The organism is Actinomadura harenae (genome assembly GCF_003696215.1).
GTDB lineage: Bacteria > Actinomycetota > Actinomycetes > Streptosporangiales > Streptosporangiaceae > Spirillospora > Spirillospora harenae.
In genome coordinates this window covers 30,899-52,901 of the sequence record NZ_RFFG01000022.1, presented here as the reverse complement: position 1 = coordinate 52,901, position 22,003 = coordinate 30,899, and the positions used below count along the sequence as shown (strand labels likewise).

Sequence of the window (22,003 nt, the reverse complement as noted above, 5' to 3'; positions counted from 1 at the left end):
AGTAATGGCCTGGTAGGGCTCCCGGACGGGAACATGAGACACTTCCCTCTCTGGGCTGGAATCAGGCCACGTCGGGGGCATCGGGGAGCGGGGACACCGCGGCCCCGACCGGGTCACGTTCGATCGGCGAGAAGTCGAAGCGATCGAGCGGGTCGTGTTTGAGGTCGATGATGAGGTGGTTGGTCGAGCGAATGCGCTCACGGACGACCGAACTCGCCAATTCGATGGCGATGCTGTCGGCGAAGGGAGCGCCTTGGTCGGTCACCGATATATCTGTGTCACTCACTTCTAGGAGCCCGTTCTCGATAAACGGGGCCAGTTCCGCGCCGAACCGGTCGATGGGATCGACACGGTAGCGCTGCTGGAAGTCGTCACGGCGGATGCCGCCGGAGCGGAGAGTGAACATGACTGAACGGCGCATGCGCTCCTCGAGATCAAGCTTGATGCCTCGCCACACCGGTGGCTGATCGCGTTCGACCGCCGAAATATATGAATCGATGGTGCACTGGTTGTAGTACTGGGTGTGACCGACATAACCGAAGCCGGAGACACCGAACGGCAGCAGATTGACGTCCTCGATGGAGTCAAACTTGTTCTCCTGCTGGCGTGAATGCTGTTCACCCTTTGCATAGTAGAAGAGCGGACCTCGCCGGAAGCCGAGACTCTTCATGATCACCTCGGTGGCGAAGTGCATGAGCAGCCGCTCGCGGTTTCCCGGGAAGATCTTTGGATTCTTTCGATAGTGCGCAGAGATCGGGTCGGCCTGCTTGAACATCAGCGGGAAGATATTGAATTTCGTCACCCCGGCCGAGATGAGGTCACGGAGGCTCGTGTACCAGTTCTCGAGAGTCTGGTAAGGCAGTCCGAAGATCAGGTCCACGGACAGGTTGTCCACGCCACGCGCGTCAAGCATTCCCAGTAGCCGATGGACGTGCGCAGCCGTGTGCCCGCGGTTGAGTTTGGCAAGGATCCGGTCTTCCATGGACTGGACACCGAAGACCCATCGATTCACTCCCGCATCGGCGATGGCGTCGAGCCGCTCCTCGTAGTCGGGAGCGTCAATGACGCTGGGGTGGAGTTCGAAGGTCGTTTCGGCCTCCGAGGTGAAGCCGATCGCGGAGCGCAGGCGGTGAAACACCTCGGTGATCTGGCGGGCGTTCAGATAGGACGGGGTACCGCCGCCGAAATACACGGTCGCGGCGTATGGGTGGCCTGTCGCCTCACTCACCACGGCGAGGTCGCGGTACAGCGCGCGGAGGTACCGCTCAACGCGCTGCTCGCGCGGCAGGATCTCCTTCGCAAAATGACAGAAGGTGCATCTCTGCTCACAGAACGGAATGTGCAGGTAGATGTTGCACGAGTCGGTGGCCTGCGGCAGGAAGTCCATGGGTTCAACGGTCCCCATGGCCTTCAGCGGCGGGTAGGTGCCGATGAGGTAGTAGTTCTCTACTGACTGGAGGATGCCTAGGGTTTTCAGTGTTTCCAGGGGGAGTCCGGCCACTGCCGAATGCGCCTCATCGGCGACCTCTCGGAAAGTGGGGAACTCGGAATTCACGCCCATTCGATGCACCTCTTCAGGTTCTCGCAGACCCGTCCGCCGCTCGTGGTGTGGGCCTTCCGTCACTCCGGCATGCAAGGCAGGGGGCGATGAGTTCACGCTTCCTGCCGGGAGAAGACTACGGTCAACAGTCGATCGGCCAGTGTCCATTGGGTGTCCGGATCGGCTGCGGCGAACCGGCCCGGTGTCACCTCGGTGTCTCTCTGGTAGCCGGATCCGTTGAATGTTATGGACCGCTTCTGTAAAGTGCGTAATTGAACCTGTCCGCCACAAGGAGTCACGTCTTGCGTTTCGGAATCTTGGGGCCGGTCACAGCCTGGGACAACGACGTTGAGTTGCCGCTCGGGGGATGGCGACCGCGGGCATTGCTGGCACGTTTGCTCCTCCATCCAGGCGAGGTCGTGCCATCACGGGAGCTGATCAGGGCGTTCTACGACTCGGAGCTCCCAGAGAGCGTTGGGAGCACCCCGAAGACGGCTGCCAAGCTGCTACGTCAAGCACTCGCCGGGCAGCGCGGACTGATCGAGACCCGGCCAAGCGGCTACCGGATCGCGGTCCAACCGGAACTGGTGGACGCGGGCGAATTTCGCGCGCTGGTCCGGACGGCCGACCGGCAGGATCCTGCCGAGGCATGCCGCACGCTCGAACGCGCCCTGCGACTGTGGCGCGGCCCCGCCCTCGCCGACCTGGGCGGAACGGTGTTCCGGGCCGCCGCCGCGCAGTGGGACGAGATGCGGCTGGTCGCGCTCGAACGCAAGATCACCGCTGGTCTTGCCCTCGGCCACCACCAGGACCTGATCGGTGAGCTGTACGAGCTCATCGACAATCACGCCCAACGGGAGACACCGCGCGGCCTGCTGATGCGGGCGCTGGTCCGCTCTGGCCGGACGAGCGAGGCGCTGGAGGTGTATTCCGACTACCGCGACCATGTCCGCGAGCAGTTCGGCATTGAGCCATCCCCGCAACTCAGCCAGCTCCAGATCCGCATCCTGAACATGGACCCGGATCTGCTCGGAATTCCTTCGCAGCGTTCGCCTGTGTCCACCCAGAGCCCTGGCTGGGGAGACAACACGGACACCAATACAGCTCCACCGGTCTCTAGCGTCCTCGCCCCGGATAACCTTCCGGCGCGCCCGCACGGGATGATCGGCCGGTCAGAGCAGCTCGCGCTCATCCAACGAGCTCTGACCGCCCACGACCGGAGCCACCTGCCGATCGTCGTGATCAGTGGGCCGGGCGGATACGGCAAGACCACGCTGGCGATCGAGGCGGCGCACCGGCTCGCGGACGACTATCCGGGCGGCAGGCTCTACGCCTATCTTTCAGGCGCGCAGCCGCACCCCGCGTCGGCGGGCGACGTCCTCGCCCGGTTCCTCGCCTTCCTCGGTGTGACGGAGGTGCCGACCGCGCTGGAGGCCAAGGCGGAGGTGTTCCGCGCCGCAGTGACCGGCAAACGGGTACTGATCGTCTTGGACGATGCATCCCTGTCCACGCAGGTTCTGCCGTTGCTGCCGGGCGATCCGGACTGCGCGGTCCTTGTGACGAGCCGCGCCCCGATGGCTGGCATGCGGGGTGATCACATCATCCTCGGCCCGATGAGCCAGAGGGAGGCGCACACCCTGATCACCGACAGGGTCGGGGACGAACGCACGGCGGGCCCCGACAACGACACCGACCTCAGGCGGCTGATCCGGCTTTGCAGCGGCATGCCCTTGGCACTGGACCTCGCATGCGCCCGCCTGGCCACCCATCCACACTGGGACCTGATGCATCTCGCCGACCGGCTGGAGGACATCAACCGTCGGCTGACCGTCCTGGAAATCGACGGGCGAGACGTCCGCAACTGCTTCGAGCTCGGCTACCAGTTCCTCTCGCCCGCGGCGCAGGCGCTGATGCAGGCCCTCGGCCACCTCGGCGCGAACGAAGTCAGCGATTGGACGGCCGCCGCGCTGGCCGACAGCACCATCGGCCATGTCGTGAACCTGCTGGACGAGCTTGCCGAGGCGCATCTGCTGACGGTGACAGGGACGGCCCCGAACTTCCACGGCCGCATCCACGACCTAGTCTTGGCCTACGCACGCGAACGCGCGCTGAGCGACGGCGACCCGGACGATCTACTCGCTGCTCTCAACCGGGCGCTCGGCGCGCAGCTGGCCCTGATGGACGCGGCATATGCGACGATGCACGGGCCGCTCGAACGCGCCCTGGCTGGGAGCACGCCCCGGTGGTCCCCAAACGACGCATCCATGGAGATCGACGGCTCGGCCGCCGAGTGGTTCGCCTCGCGGCTGCCGCATATCGCGCAAATGGTGCAGCGGGCCGCCGAGGTCGGACTCGGCGAGGGCTGCTGGGAACTAGCGGCCGCGCCGCAGGCCGGGCTCGAGACGGCTGGCTACTTCGACCTGTGGCACCGCTCACACACGATCGCTCTCGCGGCGGTTCGGAAGGCGGACATCCCCGAAGGCGAGGCCACCTTGCTGCACTCGCTAGGCTACCGGGCGCTGGTGCTGCGCAACTATGTCGAGGCTGGGAACTACCTACGGCACTCGGCGAAGCTGTTCAGCAACCTCGGGCACATCGAGGGGCAGGCCGCAGCGATGGTGCTGCTCAGCGGTGCGCACCGGCTCCGGGGCGACCACCTCGCCGCCCAACTGGCCTGCAAGCGCGGCTTCGCTCTGAAACCAGCCAACGAACGGACGCTCGGCGAGCTGTGGATGGACCTCGGCCGCTGCCAGACGTTCCTGAACCAACCGGCCGAGGCGACCGAAGCACTGCGGCAGTCGCTCGACCTGTTCGAGCGAAGCAAGGACATGTGCGGGCAGGCGAAAGTCCACTACGATCTGGCGCAGAACTTCGTCCGAAGAGCCGATCTGGAAGCGGCAGCTTCCGCGTTCAGGTCCGCCCTTCGCATTGCCGCCACGATCGGCGACACTCTCGGAATGGCCTACATTCTCACAGGCCTCGGCGAGACGCACGCGCGGCTCTGCAATTCCGACGACGCATACCCCCTGTTGTTCGAAGCCATGGATCTCGCAGAGCAGGCCAACAACCTGCACGTCCAGTCGCGTGCCCTACGTGCCGTCGCCGACCTGCACCTGGAGCACGGCTTGGAGGGCCTGGCCAAACGCGACCTCCAGGCGGCCGAACGGAGTGAGTCACGCCGCCAACGAGCTGGTTCGATACCCAACAGCGAATCCGATCAACGTGCTGAAGGGAAGCATTATCGCTCGTAAACCGAGCTGCCGCCTCGGCGATCCGGTAGGGGATAGAGGTTGCATGTTTGAGCGGCTATCCGCCCACCCGGATCCGATGGGATCGCCAATGGGGCACCACGTGGGCCATGTGTGGGCGGTAGTGACGTTTTCTCAGCGACTTTCTGGTGATCCGGCGGTGTTCAAAATGGACCAGGACGAGTGCGGCGCGGACGAGGTCGCCGATCCGGCTGGGGCTGAGGGTGATGTGCTGGAGCGTGGTCCAGCGTTCGACCAGGAGGGCGAAGCCGCGTTCGCCGAGGCTGCGCAGGGCGCGCAGTAGGGCGTTGTAGGTGCGGTTGTCGACGTGCGGTTCGCCGTCGTCGGCGGGTTGTTTGAACGGGACATGGACGCCGTGGCCTGCTCCGTCGTAGCCGGGGTCGGCCAGGATCGGCAGCCGATCGGTGGTGGGCCCGCCGCCGGGGCGTGCGGCCGGGAGCACGTGGGCGCGGGCGGCGGTGATGTCGACGGTGTGGCCTGGCTCGACGTCGCTGGTCCAGATCGGGAGGCCATCGGGCTCGAAGAGCGCTTGGACGTTGCCGCCGAAGTCGTGGGTCTTTCCCGAGTACCAGGAATCGATCTGTTCGCCCTTCACGCTGGTGGTGGTCAGGCGGCACCGGTCGGTGTCGAATATCTTCCCGTCCAGGATCAGGTGCGTCACGCCGTCGGTGTCGGCGCGTTCGAGTGCCTCGTGCAGGCTCGGGGCCTGGTCGGCCAGGACGTCGATGACCTCGTGCAGGTACCGGTAGGCGGTTGCCTGGGAGATCCCGAACGCCTTGCCATGCCGGTGCAGGTTGGGCCGGTCGCGGAACCAGGCGATCACGAACACCGCTTGAACCCGGCAGCTCAGCGCCCGGGTGCCCTTCCGTGTGCCGCGGGCCTTGCGTTCGGCGCGCAGCAGGCCGGCCACGTACCGGATCAGTTCACGCGAGACGTCGAGCATGGCAGGGTAGATGACCAGGTGGAGCCTTTCGGCGGTGGACGAGATCTTGTGGTGAGACCGTCCTACCGGGGGGCTCCACGCTTGTTACGGACCGTTGTGTTGCGTCCGCGTGTCTGCCCGACCATGCCTGTTCATGCCAAGGAAAGCATCACTGTCCGAATCGATCTTGCAGAGAAAACCTCAGTGATCCCCCCAGCGACACTCACCGGCTGCACATGACGCTGGGGTCACGTCATCGAGAATGGCAGGACGACGGCGGGTAGGGGGATCGGGGTTGGGCTAACGGGCTTGATCCCCCACCGACAGAACCCCATGACTGCTCGAGATTCTGTCGGCGGGTTCGGTGATACTGCGGGCATGACACAGCAGCCTGTGGACAGCCCCAGGGCCTGCTCCGGGCGTTCGGCTCACTCGAGCAAAACGCTCTTCCTGATCGAATTCGAAACGATCGCCGACACGGGTCGCCCATACATCTGAGGTACCAGCGTCGTCGTTCTGCCCTGGCGAGTCTGCTCACCACGTGGGCGCGCATCCAAGCGTCTTGCGGGTGAGTCAGCGGACGTCGACGTAGTCGGCGGCCTGGACGGGCAGGTCGAGGGTGTCGCCGGCGAATGCCGCGTGCCAGGTGCCGTCCTGCTTGGCGGTGAAGGTTCGGGTGAAGGCGCCGTGGGCGTCGGTGTGGACGGTGGCCATGCCGACCCACTTCTTCGATCCGCGCGCCTGGAAGTAGATCTTCACCGTGCGCTTGCCGAGGGCCTTCCCACCGGGCGCGAGCAGCGTCCCATGCGCGGTGAGTCGGCGTCCCTTCCGTACCGGGTCGGGTTTGGCGGACAGCCGCAACGTCGTGGCGTACCGGACGTCCAGGTGCACGTTGGTGGATACGGAGCCGGTCAGGTCGCCGCTCGGGTCGATCCGCGCGAACCATGTCCCGCGTTCGCCCACCTTCGGCGTGTGGGCGATCAAGGCGTCACCGTCTCGGCCGGTCCGGCCCGAGGCGATCAGCCGGGGCTGGCCGCCGGAGTCGGGGCGGAAGTACAGCTTGAACGGCTCGTCGGGCAAAGGCCACGGCGCGAGGAGTTCGTACTGCGCGTCCTGGAAGCGCATGGCATCGGTGGACACCCGGAAGTTGAACGGCCGTCCCGGAACAGGGCGGCTCTGCGGCGCATAGAGCCAGGTCGACGTCGGGTGGACGGTACGGATCGGCGTCGGCGGGGTGGAGTTCCGCTGGTCGTACTCCAACGCGTCGGGGTACAGGGTCGCCGCCCAGCTCGCGCCGTCCCGAATCTGGATCTTGCCGGAGAACCCGCCGTCGGCCTCGACCCGCATGGCGCCGAGGTTGTTGAGGGGTGAGTTCAGCGCTGCCACGCCGATCACACCGGCGATCGGACCCCATCCGGCGGACGTGAGCACCTCGGCATGCCCGGACACGCTCACCCAGCTGCCCAACTTGGAGCTTGCGGGGAGCGGGTTCAGGCTGAGCCGGGTCGGGCGTTGCGTGATGGTGAACCGGTAGTCGGCGCAGCTCTCGGCGTAGGTGTCGTCGTCGTCGCTGCAGGCGGTCAGCACCCGGTAGCCGGGATCGATCATGGTGACCGTGAAACGGCCGTCGGCGTCGGTGCTCGCCTCGTCCCGCGAGTAGTTACCCGCGAACACGCGGACCGTGTGCTCCGGCAACGGCGCCAGCGTCCCGTCCGCCTGTTGCTGCATCAGCCTTCCCGACAGCGTGACCTGTCGGTGGTCGTAGTCGAGATGGTCGGTGCTCGCCGCCGTCTCCACGATCTGCGTCACAACACCTGACCGCGCCAGCGCGGCCAGGGCGGTGCCGGATGCCAGCGAACCCACACCGACCGAAGTGACAGTGAGAACAACGCCAAAGCGGCGCACGCGCATGAAGGTCTCCTCGTCGGCCCGCGCACGGTGACGCCCCCGGCCCGAGCGCGCGACGGCAACACAGAATCTCAGAGACCACCCCCACCACGGCAAGATCAATAACGTGTCCGAACCAGGCCAATCCCGGGAGCCGACCGCACCACCCACACGCCACGATCGGTTTGCTGAACCACGGGGGTTGCCCCTGAATGTGGACACGGTTGTAAGGCTGCGGTAGGGGTGCTACCTGCGGTTTTCTCGTAGTTGATGGGTGACATGTGGCCGAGGGTGGAGTGTCGGCGGCGGGTTTTGTAGCGGGTGATCCATCGGAACACGGCCAGGCGTGCTTGGTGGGCTGTGGCCCATCGGTGGGCGCCTTGCAGCGTCTCGCGTTTCAGGGTGGCGTTGAAGGACTCGGCGGCGGCGTTGTCGGCGCTGGTGCCGACCTTGCCGCGGGAACGGGTGACCCCGAGCCGGCGGCAGGCGTCCTCGAACTCGCGGCTGCAGTACTGCGCGCCGTTGCCGCTGTGGAAGATCACTCCGTCCAGGGTGCCGCCGCGTGTTCGGGCCGCCGCCTGCAGGGCGTCCATGACCAGTTCGGTGCGCATGTGGTCGGCGATCAACCAGCCCGCCAACCTGCGTGATCCCAGGTCCAGAACCGTCGCGAGGTAGAGGAATCTCCCGTCCCCGGTCAGCAGATGGGTGATGTCACCGACATACCTCTGGTTCGGATGTTCGGCGGTGAAGTCCCTGCCCAGCAGGTCCGGGACCGGGGTCGCCGACGGCTCGGGCACCGTGGTGCGCACCTTCTTACGCAGGTGCAGCCCGACGATCCCACGCTCGCGCATCACCCGAGCGACCCGCTTGTGATTCACATCCAGCCCCTGGTCCCGCAGCTCGGCGGTGACCCGAGGCGATCCGTAGGTGCCGTCCCCGGCCTTGTGGATCTTCCGGATCCGCGCCGCCAGGACATCGTCGGCCCGGCGGCGGGCCGCCCGGGCCGGGGCCGCGGCCAGCCACCGGTAGAACGAGGACCGGGCGACCTGGAGCACCCGGCACAGCCGTGGTCGCTAGTGCGTCGGCTCGGAACGTTTGCCGGGGCTGATCAGGCGGCGCGGGTGTGTGGTCGGCCCCAGCGTTGCTGTCGTTCGCTCCGGATGCGAGCGCGTTCGCGGCGTTGCCCGGCCAGGACGTCGGGGTGGCGGGCGTTGGCGTTGCGCCACCGGAGGTAGGCCTGCAGTTTTCGGGCGAGAACGATGTGGTTGGGGTGGTCGGAGCCGCCCATCACGAAATTGCGCAGCGGTCCGAACTGGGCCTCGATCGGGTTGGCCCACGACGCGCTGGTCGGGGTGAAGCACAACTCGACCTTGCTCTTCTCGGCCCACTTCCGGATCGCCGGCGTCTTGTTCGATGAGAGATTGTCCAAAATGATGTAGATCGGGGCGCCGTCGGGCCGGGCGGCCCGGATCGTCTTCAACGCCTTCAACGTGTTGACGCCACCCTTGTGGCCGCGGGAGACGCCCCACAACCGATCATCGCCCAGGCTGTAGCAGCCGTGGAAATAACGCACCCCGTGAGTGCGGTGATAGGTCGCCGGGATCCGGTCGGGATGCCTCTCCCGCGCCCAGGAACGGCCATGACAGGGACGGATCGACAACGGACCGAACTGATCGAACGCGAAACAACGATCGAAGAAACGGCCGGTCACGTACTCGATCCGGTCCAGCTTCGCCTCCCGGTCGGGATCCTTGGACTCCTTCCAGGTCCGCGTCCGCTGAAAAGAGACCCTCCGCTCGGCAAGGAGCCGGCGCAGCCGTTCCCGCCCGATCTTCACCGTCCGGACCCGATTATCGGCCAGGTAGGCCACCAGCTTCCGCAAACTCCACTGCGTGAACGGCCGGCCGAGCTTTTCCGGGCGCGTCAAGGCCGTCCGCGCCACGTAATCCTCCTCCTCAGCCACCAGCAGGCGGGGACGGCCTCCCGCCCACCGAGGGTCCAACGCGGCCAGCCCCTTGTCGTTGAACGCATGGATCACGTCCCGGACCGTGTCCTCATGCGCCTGGACCAGCTCACAAATCGCTCTCACCGACGTCCCCGACGCCGACGCCATAACGATCAACGCACGACGGACCCTCACCGAATCATGCCGACCCCGCCGCACGATCTGCTGCAGCTTCCGGCCCTCATGATCGGTCAGCCGCCGAGCCCTCACCGGCTCCGCCACCCCGCCCCCCTGTCCTGTCGACACCACACCACCAGGAGTCTGACGGCAAGATCATGCAGACCCGGACAAGCCCGACGGCGTGTCACCCAACCCGGCGAACGTTCCGAGCCAGCGCACTAGCCAGGGGCAGTTTGACGTCCCGACCAGGACGTCGGTCAGCTGGCCAGACCAGCGGCATCGGGCCGCGCAGTTGGCGGTGTGCTCATATAAATGACCGTTTGGGCAAGATGTGCGCTGGCGCAGTGGTGACGTTCCTGGCGCCCCCTGGGGCGGTGTCGTGTTCGAGGGCAGGAACAGACTGAGCGGATCGGTGCGTTTGCCCCCGGGTTCGCTGGTCGAAGGAGGTTCCATGCCCAAGACCGCCGCCTCACTCTCCGCCCCCCGTGTTTGACCCTGCCGGTGTGCGGAGCGCCGTCGAGGAGCGTCTGGCCGCCTTCCTGGACACCAAGGCGTCTTGGGCGGCCGCGCAATGCTTCCCCGCAGAGGTCACCGATGTACTGCGGGATCTGGTGCTGGGCGGTGGCAAGCGGATCCGCCCGGTGCTGTGCGTGGCCGGCTGGCGCGCCGCCGGAGGGTGTGGTGACCAGGGCCCGGTGCTTCGGGTGGCCGTGTCGCTGGAGATGTTCCATGCGTTTGCCCTCGTTCACGACGACGTCATGGACCGCAGCGCCACCCGCCGAGGCCGACCCAGCGCTCATGAGGCCCTCGCCGCCCGCCATGTGGGGCGTCCCAGCGCGGCGCGGCTGGGTGCGAATGCGGCCCTGCTGCTCGGGGATCTGGCCCTGGCGTGGTCCGACGAGCTGCTGCACACTGCCGGCCTGAGCGTGGACCAGTTCGCTGTGGCGACGGCGGTGCTGGACGAGATGCGCACGGAGCTGATGTACGGGCAGTATCTTGACCTGCTCGCCACCGGCTGGCCGAGCACCGACCTGAACGCGGCATTGCGCATCATCCGATTCAAGGGCGCGAAGTACACCGCCGAGCGCCCCTTGCAGCTGGGGGCAGTGCTGGCCGGAGCGGACGCCGGCATGCGCACGACGCTGAGCGAGTTCGGCCTGCCGCTGGGCGAGGCGTTCCAGCTGCGCGACGACTTGCTCGGCGTGTTCGGTCACCGCGAGCACACCGGCAAACCGAACCTCGACGACCTGCGGGAGGGGAAGGCCACCGTGCTGATGGCCTTGGCCCTCGAACGCTCGGACAGCGCGCAGCGCACGGCCCTGCGCCGTCTGGTCGGTGATCCGGCCCTCGACGAACACGGCGCGCAGCGCGCTCGGGACCTTCTCACAGCGACCGGGGCGGTCGCGGCAGTGGAGGAGATGATCGCGGACCGGCACCGTGCCGCGCTTCGGGCACTGGACGGCACCTTCCTGCACCCCACGGCGGTCGTCATGCTGCGTGAGCTGGCGGCGGCCGCCGTCGTGAGGTCGTCATGACACCCGGCGGCCGTGCACCTGTGCGCGCCCGGCTCGCCCGGTCAAGCCGGTCCTTGGCGGCTGGCCTTCGAGGCGGAGGTGGCGGTCCAGCCCACCGTGGACAACGCGTCCTCGGCGCTGCTGCCACCTCTGCTGTCGACCACCGTCAGATCCCCAGCCAGCGGGCGCTTCGGTGCCCACCGTGCGTCTGGCAGAGACCGCCGCTGACTAGATGCACGAGCAGGGAGACATCATGGTCGCTGGCCGAGACAGGAAGCCCACGACGGCGGCCGTGATGTGTGTTGCGGGGACAGCGCGCCGCCTACTGGGATGGCTGGCGTTTGAGGCCTACGTCAGTTGGCGGTTCATCAAGTTGGACGTGCCGCCGGTCGCAGCGGGCCTCGTGTTCGCGGTGGGCGCGTGGAAGGTCTCGGGCCAGCCGCTTTCGCGGCTGCCGGCTGAGCTCGCCATGTCGGCGATGTACTTGTGGGCCTTCATCTATATCCATGCGCTGGCCAATCAGGCGGCGGGTGTTGACGAGGACCGAATCAACAAGCCCCATCGCCCCATCCCCAAAGGGGTGGTCACCGTCCGTGGCGCGCATGTGCGCTTCGCCGTGGTCTCGCTGCTGTTCCTGGTTCTGGCGGCCGCGGTCGGCTTGCTCGTTTGGTCGTTCCTGTGGTTCGCCTCGGTGTTGCTCCACAACCACCTGGGACTGCACCGCTCATGGATCGCGAAAAACCTGTACGCGGCTTTCGGGGGGATGGTGTATCTGGCGGGAGCTTGGAGCATCGTCACCCCTTTGACGAGCCTTGCCTGGGCGTGGCTTGTTGCCGCGTTCGCATACGCCACGCCCGTGTTCATCCAGGACTTGCGCGATGTCGACGGCGACCGGACGAACGGCCGTAGGACGCTGCCCGTGATCATCGGCAAGACGCGGACCCGGGTCGCCGGCGCCGCAGCGTTGTTCGCCTTGCCACTGCTCAGTGTCCTGCCACAACTGCGAATCCTGCCGTCTCCTGAGATTGCGCCACTCGTATGGACGGCCATCCTTGTGATCACGTGCTGGTCGCTCGCCGCAAGGCTCCTCATCTACAGGTCATCGCGGTCCGACGACTTGACGTACAAGCTCTACGCAGCTTCGTTCTGCTTGTTCGTCGTCGGCCCCCTCTGCACGTAACGCCGACGACAGGAGGCCGGCTCTGCTCCAACCCGCTGGCATTGGCCAAGTCGGAGCAAGAGAGTGCCGGTCGACCCGATTGGGCTCACGGATGATTCTCCGGAGCGGAGTTGCTGGGGCGGGTGCGGCGGCCATTGACGCCGACTTCCTCATCGGCGGGATGGGGGCAGGCCATACGGATGAGGATCCGTACAAGGACTGCCGGGGCCATGACTGAGACCGGGCCATCGAGCAGGTGGGCTACCCGCTGGAACCGGCGGAACATGGCGGGGTCGCCGGGGATGGCCCGGAACCACAGCTCCATGAACCGACGGGCGCATCGCTCGGCGATGCCGGGCCGGTGGTCTTTCAGCCATCCCCGGTCGGCGAGGGTGCTGATCAGCCAGGGCCAGGTGACCGAGCGCGCCAAGCGGCGTTGGAGCCTTCGGCAAGCCGCTGGCGTGAGCTCCCCGCTGCGGGCGAAATGGTCTCTCAAGACCAGTGCTTCGAGTCCCGCGACGGTCATGCCCTGGCCATAGACAGGATTGAACGAGCAGAGCGCGTCGCCTAGCACTGTCAGCCCACCGGGCCAGTCGGCCAAGCGGTGGTAGGCCACCTTTCGGCTCGCCATGCGAGCAAACCGGTAGATCGGCGTCGCCGGTTGCAGATCCTGGAGAATCTCCTGAAGGGGGCCGCGGAGCGACCTCGTGAATTGCGTGAAGCCCTGCTCGTCCCTGGGCGGCTGGCACTCTGCCACGCCTTGCAGGGTGACCATCAGCCGGTTGCCCTCGATCCGTGCGCTCGCGTGGCCGCGGGGCAGGTCGGGGGCATGGAGAAGCTCAGCGAGCATGACGGGGTCACTCAGTCGGTGTTCGGGAACCTGGTAGATGCGCGAGGCGTAACCCATATGCGCGTCGAGGACGCTTTCCTTCGGGCGCGGACAGCCAGAGCCACACAGCCATTCCGCGAGCTTGGACGACCGTCCAGAGGCATCTACGACTAGCTCAGCTCGAATACTCGACAACGCGTCCCGACCGCGGTGGTCAGCCCTCCGGCGCGAGGCCCGCACCCCGATCACAGTGTTGCCACCGGGACTGAAGCACAGGCCGGTGACACGTGTGGCGTCGCAGATCTCCACATTGTCCAGGGCAGCCGTCCGTTGCCGCACACGCGTCTCCAGCAGCAGCCGACTCACCAACAACAAGGGGATCCCGGACGGCTGAGACGCGGCCCACCCATGCGGAAACAACACCCGGGACTGCCCACAGTCGATCAGTGACGCGCCTGCCCCTTGGAGCTCGTCGCACAGGCCGGGATACAACCCTTCGTAGATATGCGTTCCGCGTGCGAGCATCGCATGGATATGACGCGCCTGGGGAACCCCGGGCCTGAACTCCGGGCCGTTCGGCAGCACATCGCGCTCCAAAACGAGCACGCGTGTAAAACACTCCGCCAGCACCCGGGCGGCCAACAGGCCAGACATCCCAGCGCCGATCACAATCGCCGTTCCATGGACTCTGCCGACGCTTTCGCGCCGTTCCGGCCTGCGGATCAGCAGCTGCTCACGAAGCCTGCTGCCTTGGCCGACCCAGCGCCTGCCGATCACGACGAGCGCCCAAAGGCGACACGCCTCGAACCGCAAGGCAGACACCGCTGCCATGACAGCTTCGCAGCCGCCAGACCGCGCAGAGCCGGGCATCGCCGCATCGTGATGAGCTGCTCGCTTCCGGCCCGCCTCCCCGCCCCATCCAGGGCCCCGCCTATCCGCGTCGTCTCACACGGACCGAACCCAGACAGGCCGAGCCAGTCGGGGAGCGGGACGCCAGCGGTCGCGGACACGATGACTCCTCACGGCCTACAGGCACGCACCGCACGGGCCTGACCTGTTCAGGTAGTGCGGACACTACCCAGGATGGCCTGCCTCACCCTCGCACACCAGTCTCCCTGGAACGCACACCGAACTCCGCCGGCCACTCCCTTCCGGCCGGGGGACCAGTAAGCCCATTTGAACTGTCCCGGGTTCGGTGGAGGCACCGCTGGATGCATGACTGACCTCCAGCGCATAGCAAGCGAAGGCCGGCCCCGGCTCGATCGGGCCCGCTCGCACGGTTCGGGCTTCTGGCCCCTCCAGTCGCCGACACGGGCGCGCAGCCGACCAGAAACACTCTTAACGGAGAGTGTTCGTGACATCACACTGGGGAATGTCGAGGAAGGTTTCCCTTCTCCCGACGGAGGCGATCATGCGACGTACCATGACGATCTTGGCCACCCTGGTCACCGGTGCAGCCGTGGCCCTGAGCGCTGCTACCCCGGCCCTGGCCGCGCGGGGAACACTCAGGATCGGCACACGCACCTACAACAACCCCGCCCGCGGCTGCTACAACAGCGACATCTGGCCGCTGTTCGTCACAAACCGCACCAACATCACGGTGTTCGTCTACGAAGGCGCAAACTGCACGGGCCACAGCCTGAGCGCCGTCGGCCCCGGCAAATCCGCCACCTTCGAGTTCGCCAAGAGCGTCGACGTCCCGGGATGACACACCGCACACAATCCGATACACCCGCCCGTCCTTCGGGTCGGAGCGTCACCAGAAGCCCCTCCAACCCCGCAACCAGCCTTGCCGAACAGCCGACGGATGGTCGACCGCCGATCGGCGGGTGTCGACCATCCACCGGAGTCGCCGCCGCAGTGGACCCACACCTGTTCGACATTGGGACGCAGGCTCTGGGCGAGCTGGCGCAGTTCGGGCAGGGCGGCCTCACCGTGGGCGTGAGGTGCCTCGAACCTTCCGAACACGGCACCCACGCGCACCCCAACCCTCAGCACGTTTCTGGGGACGATTGGATGCGGGCGGGCAGGGCGACCTACGTTGGGCAATCAGCCTGTCCCTGACCCCGACTACCCGCCCACTCGGATCCGGCGAGTTCGCCGATCAGGCACCATGTGGGCCATGTGCGGGCGGTGGCGGTCGCCCCACCAACAGGAACCCCCATCGGTGGACGGGGCGCATTGCCAGGCCGAGCCGTCATGGTCGCTCGGTGGTTGCAGTAGCACGCGGCGGCGAACGACACGGGGCGGCACGCGAAATGGGATAAGAACGGACAGAGCGGCACGTTGCGACACGGCCACACCCCCATCGTGACCGGTGGCGGCAACTTTGATCTGCCGGTCGGGGGTTCGGATCCCTCTGGGCGCGCCGCCCTCTGACCAGCAAGAACCCCAACGCGCATCATGCGCCCCACGCCACCCTCACAGGCGCCGTCACGCCACGCCGCCCCGAGGGGCATCCGACGGACCCGGCAGATCGGAACGCGTGCCAGGGTCGGGTCGCGTTAGCCCACCCAGCTTCACCAAGGCGGATGTCGAACGGCATGCTGCGAGCCTGACAGCACAGGAGGTCCTTCCGCTGTTCTGCTGTCCTGCGCAGATCCGCGGGCGGCGGGGCACTGGGTCGGCCGAGCGCGGCCTGAACTCCGGGGCGGCCAGTGCCCTGGCGAGGACCTCGTCGAAAAGGTCGTCCCGGTCAATGTCGACCGCGCCGTGCGGGGCCACGTCGCCCACCTCGGTGGGACGTTCCCGGTCCGACCCGGCGTTCACTCGCACCGCCCGTCCGCCGTTCCGGATCCGGCCGTGTCGATCGAGCGCCGATAGTCGCATCCGAACGCTGGGCGGCTGGTGATGTGCCTTCGTCATGTCTTGGTGGGGGTGCTGGGGCGGACGGCGCCGATGTATTGGTGTTCGCGGTAGGGGTTGCCGGTGAAGGTGGAGATGCGGATGACGTCGCCGGTTTGTGGGGCGTGGATGATGCGGCCGTTGCCGAGGTAGAGGGCGACGTGGTGGATGGTCGCGGGGTTGGTGGTGTCGTGGGCGAAGAAGAGCAGGTCGCCGGGGGCGAGTTGGTCGCGGGGGATGTGGGGGCCGTCGCGGTATTGGTCGGCGGCGATGCGGTCGAGGTGGATTCCGGCTCGTGCCCAGGCGTATTGGGTGAGGGCGGAGCAGTCGAAGCCGATGGTGCCTGCGCCTTTGGCGATGCCGCGGGTGGGGCCTGAGGTGTTGCCGCCGCCCCAGGAGTAGGGGGTGCCGAGCCAGTGGAGGGCGGCACGGACGGCGGTCTGGCCCCGGGTGGTGGCGGTGGGTGCGGCGTATTTCGCGGCGAGTGCGAGGACACCTGTGACGTAGGTGTTGCTGTGGTTGTAGGCGTAGATGGCCGCGCGGAGGTGGGTGCCGCCTTTGCCTGCGCCGTTGGCGCAGAGGTAGTGGGCGGCGGTGTGGATGGCGTCGGCGGGGTTGTAGCGGTCGGTGTGTCCGTCGCCGTCGCCGTCGGTCGCGTAGGTGGCGAAGGTGGGGGCGAGGAACTGCATGGGGCCGCCGGCTCCGGCGTGGTTCTCGCCGGAGTGGACGCCGGGTTCGGTGGAGCGGCCGTGGTCGGATTCGGTTTTGCCGATGGCGGCCAGCGTCGCCCAGGACAGGCCGGGGCAGGTCTGGGCCGCGTCCATGTACCAGCGCAGGTAGTCGGGCGGAATGTCGCGGCGGGCCTGGGCGGTGGGTGCGCCGGCGACGCCCGGGGTCGGGCTGCTGGACGATGCGCTGGGGGCGAGCAGGAGCAGCGGTGTTAGGAGGGTGGTTCCGGCTGCGGCGGCGAGTTTCAGCATTGCGGCCGCCACGCCGGGCCGGTGGGCGGTTCAGTCGGTGGTGGCTCCGTTGCGGGCGCGGCGCTGGGCGCGGTAGCCCGCGCGTCGGGCGGGTTCGGCAGGCTGTGGTTCATCGGCTGGGGCCCCTGGTTCGTGGTGGGGCTGCCGCAGCACCTCGCGGACCGCTTCCCAGGAGTAGCGGAAGTCCTTGCCGGTCTTTAGCGCGGGGATCTGTCCCGCGTGCGCCATGCGGCGGACGGTCTGGGCGGACAGGCCCAGCTTGGCGGCCAGTTCGGCGGTGGTGAGGACGTCCGGGTCGCGGCCGGTGGCTGCGCCGGTGTCAGTGCCTACGCCGGGTCGGTCGGCCATGTCGGCTCCTGGGGTCGGGGTCACGGGCTCGCCCTTCATTCTCGTGGACGCGGGGCGCCGCGGAAGCATGTTCTTCGATGTGTTGACGAGCGATGAGCTTCTTTGGTGATGCTTGCGCTCCACAAGATTGACACGTACGGTGCTCGCATCGCAACTCTGAGCAGTCGACCGGAGGTATCCGGATGCAACTCGGACGCATCGAACTCAACCTGACCACCCCGCCCTCGCCCTCCCCCGCCCCGTCCCTTCCAGACAGCCTGCAGCTGATCGGAGCCCACGGTGGAGCCGGTACCAGCACGCTGGCCGTCCTGCTCGGCGGGGCCCGTGACCTGGGAACCACCGACCACGTCCCCGAGGCCTCCGACACACCGATGGTGCTGGTCGCGCGGAACACCGTGCCCGGCTCCCGCCGCGCGGTGACCGCCCGGCACTACCTCGGGCGCGTCGGTCACCAGGTGCGCGTGCTGGCGATCGTCGATGACGGTTTCGGCGAACCGCGGGACGCCAGCTCCCGGTTCGCGCTGCTGGCGCCGCAGGTCGCCGGTGTGGTGCGGGTGCCGTTCATGGCCGCGCTACGCCTGACGACCGACCCGGGACGGGTCTCGGTCCCGTCGAGGGTTCGCCGGGCGCTGGATCGGATCGCAGCCCTGGCCGCCGCCCCGCCCGTATCCGCTTCTGAATCCACGAGGGGGCGCTGATGCTCTCGGTCTCCGCCGGCCTGCTGGGGCTGGTCCGCTTGGCCTGGCCCGAGGCCGCGCCGTCGCCGGGTGCGTCCGGGAGCGGCGGCGGTGTGCAGGTGCCCGACCCGCTGCCGGCGCCCCCACCCGGTCTGGGCGAGAAGATGAGCACGCTGCTCAGCTGGGGCAAGTGGGCGGTGCTGGTCTGTGGCGTCGCCGGGTTGTTCATCTGTGCCGGGCAGATGGCGATCGGTCGTAAGAACCGTTCGACGTTCGCCGCCGACGGCGCGACCGGCATTCCCTGGGTGCTGGGTGGGCTGAGCCTGGCCGCGACCGCCTCCTCGATCGTGGAGGTGTTCTTCAAGTGAACCGCCGTCATGTTCTGATCGGCGTGGCCATCGCCGGTGGGCTCGCCCTCGGTGGGTTCGCGTTGATCCCGGACGGCCCCGGGGAGCACGTCCACCGCCCGCCGGCCGCCCTCGACGAACAGCTCCAGTCCTCACCGGCCACGCCGACGTCCGGTCTGGTGTGGCGGGACTTCCACGGGTTCCGGCTGCCGTACTCGGCGTCCGATGGCCCCCATGCCGTCGCGGGTGACCGGGCGGGCGGCTTCGCGCGCACGCCGCTCGGGGCGCTGCTGGCCGCGGTTCACCTGTCGGTGCGTTCTGATCCGCGGTGGGGGTTGGCCACCGCCACCTCGACGGTGAACACCCAGTTCGTCGGCCCGGACCGGGCCGGAATGCTCGCCTCCATCAACACCGCGCCGCTCGCGCCGGGCACCCCGCGCGCCTATGCGACCTTGGAGGCGTTCCGGTGGCAGGGGTACACGCCCGAGACCGCGAGCGTGGACGTGGTGTCGGCCGGTCCCGGGGACAGTGACCAGGTCGTCCGCGCCGCGACTCGTGTCCAGCTTCAGTGGGACGACGGTGACTGGCGTGTGGTCGCCCCGCCCGGCGGTAGCTGGCTGGGGTCGGCGGCACCGGTCGGATCGCTCGACGGGTACACGCGCTTCCCGACCATCGGGGGCGGACGATGACGCCGTTCGCGCCGCCGTGCAGCACCGTCCTGGATCCGCAGTGCGTCCAGGCCGTCGACCACCATGACGGGCACGCCTTCGGTATTCCGCTGCCCGACATCGCGGCCGAGGCGGGCGGCAATGCCCTGGACGGCCTGGCCAAGGCGATCACGTCCGCGGTGAAGTGGTTCGTTTCGCAGACCGCCTCCTGGTGGGTGCAGTCCCCGTCGCCGAACCTGGAGGCCGAGCCGGCGGTCGCGCGCATGCACGAGCTGATGCAGCCGCTCACGATCACGGTGGCGCTCGGGGCGCTGCTGGTGGTGGCCGCGAAGCTGACGCTGCTGCGCCGTGCGACGCCGCTCATCGACGCCGGGACGGGTCTGGCCGTCCTGGCCGTGGTGAGCGTGCTCGGGGTGGTGGTGCCCAATCGGCTTCTGGAGTGGGGCGACCAGTGGGTGTCCTGGGCGCTGGACGCCTCGGCCTCGGGCGGGTTCGCCAACAAGATGACGAACCTGCTGCTCACCGGTCAGGGCGTCCCGTCCGTGCTGGTGGTGGTCCTCGGGATCGTCGCGCTGTTCATCGGGATCGTCCAGGCATTGCTGCTGATCCTGCGCGGCGCGGCGATCGTGCTGCTGGCGGGACTGCTGCCGCTGGCGGCGGCCGGGATGATGACCGGTGCGACCAAGGCGTGGTTCGGGAAGGTCGGCGGGTGGATGCTCGCGCTGATCTTCTACAAGCCGGCGGCCGCGGCCGTGTACGCGACCGCGTTCACGTTCGTCGGCAACGGCAGGAACCTGCACACGGTGCTCGCGGGCTTCGCGATGATGCTGCTCAGCCTGATCGCCTTCCCCGTGCTGCTGCGGTTCTTCACCTGGACGACCGGCAACGTCTCGTCCGGGTCCGGCGGCGGGATCATGAACAGCGTCATGGGCGGCCTGACCGCGATCGGCGCGCTGCGCGGATACGGCTGGTCCCCTGGGATGGCCGGTGCCGGGTCCGGACACGGTTCGGCCGGCGAGCACGCGAATCGGCTGTCGGAGCAGCTCGGTGATCAGCACGGCTCGGGCCTGGCCGCCTCATCGGGTCTCAGCGGGAGCAGTGCCACCGGCGCGTCCGGAGGCGGCAGCGACGGCGGCCCGTCCGGGCAGCCCGCCGCGCCTTCGGCCATGCCGGGGCGGTCCGGCACGGCTGAGGGGGCGACGCCGTCCGGGAGCACCGCCCAGACCTCGGACGCGGCGGCGGGTTCGATGGCCTCGGGCGGTGAGCCGGTCGGGCCGGCGACCGTCCGGATGGCGGATCGGGAGCGGCGGCGGGGGCCGGAGATGATCCGCTGGCTCGGCAACCCCACAGGTAGCGGCGGCGACGGTGGTACTTCGAGCGCGCCGACCGGCGCGGAGGATGCGGGAGGTGGCGCGAGTGGGGCCTGAGATTCGTACCTATGGAGGCTGGCGGCGCCGTCGCGGCATCGGCCTGCTCGGCCTCGACACCACCGCCACCTTCGCCGTCCTGGCCGCGGCGATGGCCCTGGTCGTCCTCGCGTCGATCCGCCCGGCCGTCCTGCCGTATGTCGCGCTGCCCGCGTTGCCGGCGGGCGGGCTCTGCCTGATCCGGATCGGCGGGATCCCCGTCGGACGGCTCGCCCTGGCCCGTGTCCGCTGGTGGTGGGCGGTCTGGCGTGGACGGACGCGGTACCGGGCCGGGATCGTGGTGGAGCATCCGCGTGCCTTCCAGCTCCCGGGTGTGCTGGCGCCGTTGACGTTGCTCAGTGCCGAGGACGGACGCGGCGGAGGCTACGGCATCGTCTGGGACTGCCGCACGGGCCTGCTCACCGCGACGCTGCGGGTCGTTCCCTCCTCCACCTGGCTGGCGGACCGGGCCGACAGCGACACCTGGGTGGCGTCCTGGGGCGGGTGGCTGGCGTCGCTGGGGCATCTGCCTCAGGTGCGGTGGGTCAGCGTCACCGTCGACACGGCCCCGGAGCCCGGCTCGACCCTCGCAGGCGCGGTGTCCCGTTCGGCGGCGCCGGATGCGCCGGCGGCCGCGCGGGCGATCCTGGACGAGCTGGTGCGGACCGCGCCCGCGGCCGCCGCCGACGTCGACACCCGCGTGTCGATCACCTTCGACCCGTACGCCTCGCCGACCAAGCCGGGCACGCTCGCCGCCGCCGTCGCCGAGCTCGGCCGCCTCCTGGACGGTCTGGCCTCGCGGCTCGGCGGTTGCGGGGTGTCGGTGCTGGGCCGGGCTTCGGCGGCGGAGATCGCCGGGACGGTCCGGATGGCGTTCGACCCGCGCAGCCGCGGCGAGGTCGACCGGCTCCTGTCCTACGGCGTCCCGGAGGTGTTGAGCTGGGGTGACGCCGGGCCGCTCGCCGCGCGTGAGCACACCGACCGCTACGAGCACGACGGCGGTGTCTCGGTCTGCTGGGGGTGGCATGAGCCACCCCGCCAGAACGTCCGCTCCGACGTTCTCGCCGCGCTCGTCGCGCCCGGGCCGTTCCCCAAGCGCATCACGCTCCAGTACCGGGCGCTTCCGGCGGCCGCAGCGAGCAGGGTCGTCCAGCAGGAGGTCAACGCGGCCTCGTTCCGCGCGCAGTTCCGCCGCCGGACCGGGCGGGACGAGACCGCCCGCGACAGCGTCGACGCCGCCCGCGCCCACCAGGCCGCCGCCGAGGAGGCCGCGGGAGCCGGGGTCTGCCTGGTCTCCATGTACGCGGCGGTCACCGTCACCGATCCGGAGCTGCTTGCGCGCGCGGTCGCGCACGTGGAGACCTCCGCCGACACGGCCAGGATCCGTCTGCGGCGGCTCTGGGGAAGCCAGGCCGCCGCGTTCGCCACGACCCTGCCGTGCGGCATCTGCCCGCCCGACCTCACCCGCCGCTTCCCGCGCTAGGAAGG

General features: G+C 68.4%; 16 protein-coding genes and 1 pseudogene. 9 read left to right on the top strand and 8 right to left on the bottom strand.

The features are described from left to right. Positions 1 to 61: 61 nt before the first annotated feature. Positions 62 to 1,561, bottom strand: a complete 1,500-nt coding sequence (locus EBO15_RS14660) for a coproporphyrinogen-III oxidase family protein (protein ID WP_122194936.1) — start codon at positions 1,559 to 1,561, stop codon at positions 62 to 64. A 281-nt stretch (positions 1,562 to 1,842) separates the two neighbouring features. Between EBO15_RS14660 and EBO15_RS14655 the strand changes: the two genes are divergently transcribed. After that, complete coding sequence (locus EBO15_RS14655; protein ID WP_158628232.1) at positions 1,843 to 4,791, top strand: AfsR/SARP family transcriptional regulator; 2,949 nt, start codon at positions 1,843 to 1,845, stop codon at positions 4,789 to 4,791. A 55-nt stretch (positions 4,792 to 4,846) separates the two neighbouring features. On the opposite strand, the gene EBO15_RS14650 is transcribed toward EBO15_RS14655, so the two are convergent. The 4 genes and pseudogenes from EBO15_RS14650 to EBO15_RS14635 all read right to left on the bottom strand — a co-directional run bounded on the left by EBO15_RS14650 (position 4,847) and on the right by EBO15_RS14635 (position 9,845). Beyond that, positions 4,847 to 5,752 (bottom strand): transposase family protein, encoded by a 906-nt coding sequence (locus EBO15_RS14650; protein WP_378240127.1) that lies wholly within the window; start codon positions 5,750 to 5,752, stop codon positions 4,847 to 4,849. A 552-nt stretch (positions 5,753 to 6,304) separates the two neighbouring features. Further along, complete coding sequence (locus EBO15_RS14645) at positions 6,305 to 7,594, bottom strand: hypothetical protein (RefSeq protein ID WP_147481502.1); 1,290 nt, start codon at positions 7,592 to 7,594, stop codon at positions 6,305 to 6,307. A 254-nt stretch (positions 7,595 to 7,848) separates the two neighbouring features. Beyond that, positions 7,849 to 8,682, bottom strand: a pseudogene (locus EBO15_RS14640) (IS3 family transposase); the annotation flags it as partial. Between the two features lie 44 nt (positions 8,683 to 8,726). Further along, positions 8,727 to 9,845 (bottom strand): IS630 family transposase, encoded by a 1,119-nt coding sequence (locus EBO15_RS14635; protein WP_122194933.1) that lies wholly within the window; start codon positions 9,843 to 9,845, stop codon positions 8,727 to 8,729. A 401-nt stretch (positions 9,846 to 10,246) separates the two neighbouring features. Here EBO15_RS14635 and EBO15_RS14630 point away from each other — a divergent pair, with 401 nt between their 5' ends. Both EBO15_RS14630 and EBO15_RS14625 read left to right on the top strand, forming a co-directional pair. Beyond that, complete coding sequence (locus EBO15_RS14630; RefSeq protein WP_199744534.1) at positions 10,247 to 11,278, top strand: polyprenyl synthetase family protein; 1,032 nt, start codon at positions 10,247 to 10,249, stop codon at positions 11,276 to 11,278. Positions 11,279 to 11,489: 211 nt separating this feature from the next. Next, a complete protein-coding gene (locus tag EBO15_RS14625; RefSeq protein WP_122194931.1) occupies positions 11,490 to 12,437 on the top strand; it encodes a UbiA family prenyltransferase in 948 nt (315 codons plus the stop codon). 85 nt (positions 12,438 to 12,522) lie between these two features. Here EBO15_RS14625 and EBO15_RS14620 read toward each other — a convergent pair whose 3' ends face one another. Further along, positions 12,523 to 14,076 (bottom strand): NAD(P)/FAD-dependent oxidoreductase, encoded by a 1,554-nt coding sequence (locus EBO15_RS14620; RefSeq protein WP_122194930.1) that lies wholly within the window; start codon positions 14,074 to 14,076, stop codon positions 12,523 to 12,525. Positions 14,077 to 14,677: 601 nt separating this feature from the next. Between EBO15_RS14620 and EBO15_RS14615 the strand changes: the two genes are divergently transcribed. Beyond that, positions 14,678 to 14,953, top strand: coding sequence for a hypothetical protein (locus EBO15_RS14615; RefSeq protein ID WP_147481501.1), 276 nt, complete (start codon positions 14,678 to 14,680; stop codon positions 14,951 to 14,953). Positions 14,954 to 16,106: 1,153 nt separating this feature from the next. Here EBO15_RS14615 and EBO15_RS46010 read toward each other — a convergent pair. Together EBO15_RS46010 and EBO15_RS14605 are read right to left on the bottom strand one after the other, a co-directional pair. Next, complete coding sequence (locus EBO15_RS46010) at positions 16,107 to 17,069, bottom strand: C40 family peptidase (protein WP_233616193.1); 963 nt, start codon at positions 17,067 to 17,069, stop codon at positions 16,107 to 16,109. A 30-nt stretch (positions 17,070 to 17,099) separates the two neighbouring features. Further along, positions 17,100 to 17,417 carry a helix-turn-helix domain-containing protein gene (locus tag EBO15_RS14605; protein WP_158628231.1) on the bottom strand — a complete coding sequence of 106 codons (318 nt, stop codon included), beginning with the start codon at positions 17,415 to 17,417 and terminating at the stop codon, positions 17,100 to 17,102. 182 nt (positions 17,418 to 17,599) lie between these two features. Here EBO15_RS14605 and EBO15_RS14600 point away from each other — a divergent pair, with 182 nt between their 5' ends. Genes EBO15_RS14600 through EBO15_RS45260 form a run of 5 tightly spaced genes read left to right on the top strand, consistent with a single transcriptional unit; the run spans position 17,600 to position 21,998 of the window. Then, entirely contained in the window at positions 17,600 to 18,115 is a 516-nt protein-coding gene (locus EBO15_RS14600; RefSeq protein ID WP_122194927.1) for a hypothetical protein, read from the top strand. After that, positions 18,115 to 18,462, top strand: a complete 348-nt coding sequence (locus EBO15_RS14595; protein ID WP_199744533.1) for a hypothetical protein — start codon at positions 18,115 to 18,117, stop codon at positions 18,460 to 18,462. The genes EBO15_RS14600 and EBO15_RS14595 overlap by 1 nt, the downstream gene beginning before the upstream one ends. Next, positions 18,459 to 19,130: a hypothetical protein gene (locus EBO15_RS14590; protein ID WP_122194926.1), complete on the top strand. Its 672-nt coding sequence runs from the start codon at positions 18,459 to 18,461 to the stop codon at positions 19,128 to 19,130. The genes EBO15_RS14595 and EBO15_RS14590 overlap by 4 nt, the downstream gene beginning before the upstream one ends. Next, positions 19,127 to 20,536: a hypothetical protein gene (locus tag EBO15_RS14585; protein ID WP_122194925.1), complete on the top strand. Its 1,410-nt coding sequence runs from the start codon at positions 19,127 to 19,129 to the stop codon at positions 20,534 to 20,536. The genes EBO15_RS14590 and EBO15_RS14585 overlap by 4 nt, the downstream gene beginning before the upstream one ends. Next, positions 20,526 to 21,998: an SCO6880 family protein gene (locus EBO15_RS45260; protein ID WP_199744532.1), complete on the top strand. Its 1,473-nt coding sequence runs from the start codon at positions 20,526 to 20,528 to the stop codon at positions 21,996 to 21,998. The genes EBO15_RS14585 and EBO15_RS45260 overlap by 11 nt, the downstream gene beginning before the upstream one ends. The last annotated feature ends 5 nt before the right edge of the window (positions 21,999 to 22,003 follow it).